At 58.2% G+C, this 1,908-nt stretch carries 1 protein-coding gene and 1 pseudogene; both read left to right on the top strand.

Features of this window, described 5'->3' with window-relative positions; genetic code table 11:
* Positions 1-794 (top strand): annotated as a pseudogene (locus tag ACP5E6_RS18855) (restriction endonuclease); the annotation flags it as partial.
* Positions 791-1,908, top strand: a 1,118-nt coding sequence (locus ACP5E6_RS18850) for a GmrSD restriction endonuclease domain-containing protein (RefSeq protein ID WP_427956992.1), incomplete at its 3' end; no start/stop codon positions are given. The pseudogene ACP5E6_RS18855 and the gene ACP5E6_RS18850, both read left to right, overlap by 4 nt.

The raw sequence follows: 1,908 nt of genomic DNA, 5'->3' as shown, positions 1-1,908 counted from the left end.
TGGAAGGTATCGTTGGCCAGGGCGTGACCATCACGCCCGAGGTCATGGAACGGCTGCGCCCGTCTGAAATCAGCTACAACCTCGCCAAATACCTGCTTTACACCCATTTTCGCGACGAGGACGGCGTACCGCGGCAGCATCTGTTCCCGCAGATCCAGAAAATCGCCCGCTCATGGCTCGATGGCGGGTATCTGGTCACCAGAGGCGTGCCGATCGGCGCCATTCTCTACGAGGACCAACTCGCGCGCGCCGCCAGCAAGATCGACATTGCCCTCAGCCGTGCGAGCAACGGCCCGATCCTCGCGGTGCTCGACCCGTATAATCCGCGCGGCTCTACCCGGCATGTCAATTTCATCACGTCCAAACCCTGCTGGACCACCGGTGCCCGGCCACCGAAATCCCACATCAGCCACGTGGTGCTGGACAGCACCTGGGAACAACCGCTCGCCCTGGCGCTGGAGGGCCACCCGCGCGTGCTGGCCTATGCCAAAAACCAGGCCATGGGGTTCGACATCCCCTATCTCGACGCTGGGACCATGCGCCGTTACGTGCCGGATTTTCTGGTCCGGATCGATGACGGCGGCGCGGAGCCGGTCAACCTCATTCTCGAAGTGAAGGGCCTGCGCACCGAGGCTGACAAGGCTAAGGCGGAGACCACGCGCGAACTGTGGGTGCCGGGGGTCAACAATCTGGGCGGTTTCGGCCGCTGGGAGTTTGCCGAATTTCGGGACTGGGCGCTGATGGACGAAGATTTCATTGAGCTGGTTGATACGCTTTTAGGAGCACAAAAGTGACAACGTCGTTCAAGACAAACCCATTTCCTCTCAAAGACCTGATGCAGGATTGCCACGACGGCAAAATCCAGCTCCCTGATTTTCAGCGTGGCTGGGTATGGGACCAGGATCGTATCATTGATCTTCTAGCATCCGTGTCAGAAGGTTTTCCCGTTGGTGCCTTGATGACACTTGATGCTTCAGGCGAGATCGCTTTCGCTGTCCGCCCGGTCGAAGGGGCACCTCGGGCCACGAAGCGCCTCGAATCATTTCTTCTCGATGGACAGCAACGAATGACATCGCTGTACCAATCGACGTCAACGCGCGATCCGGTGCTGACACAGACGGCACGGAAACGGCCGGTAAAACTGCACTTCTATTTCGACATTCAGGCGGCTATCAACCCGACACTATCGCGGCGAGAGTCGATTATCGCCGTTCCCGAGGACCGAACTATCCGCGGGGCGTTCGGTCGCGATGTCGTTCTGGATCTGTCGACCGAAGAGGCGGAATTTGCAGCGCTTTATTTTCCGATCGATCAGATATTCAAATCTCAGCATTGGATTCAGGCCGCACTGACCTGGGTCTTGCAGGATATGGAGTCGCGCAAAGCCCACATGGCCCTGATCAATGAGTTTTCGATCAAGGTGATCAACAATTTTGCAGACTACCAAGTTCCAGTGATCGCGCTCGGCAAGGATACCAGCCGTGCAGCCGTGTGTCTCGTATTCGAGAAGGTCAATACGGGCGGGAAAGCACTCGATGCATTCGAACTTGTCACAGCCATGTATGCCGCCGAGAATTTCCAGTTGCGTGATGACTGGAAGGCGCGACGCGATCGGCTCGTAAAGCTGCCGGTGCTTGCGCATGTCGAGTCGGTCGAATTCCTGCAGGCGATCTCGTTGCTTCATACGAAGTCCGTGCGGGAGACGGCCGAAGCCGAGGGCCGTGAACCGCCCGCCATCAGCGCTAATCGTAACAGTCTGCTCCAGCTACCGCTCGCCGCCTACCGGCAATACGCAGACAGTGTAGAGCAGGGGTATAAACTCGCCGCGAAGTTTCTTCACGGGCTGAAGATTTTTCGCGCGCGGGATCTGCCGTATCAGACCCAACTCGTTCCGCTCGCGGCAATCCT

The organism is Acidiphilium sp. (assembly GCF_049977125.1).
Lineage (GTDB): Bacteria > Pseudomonadota > Alphaproteobacteria > Acetobacterales > Acetobacteraceae > Acidiphilium.
Note: the sequence above shows the minus strand (reverse complement) of the source record. Positions and strands in the feature narration are given on the sequence as shown.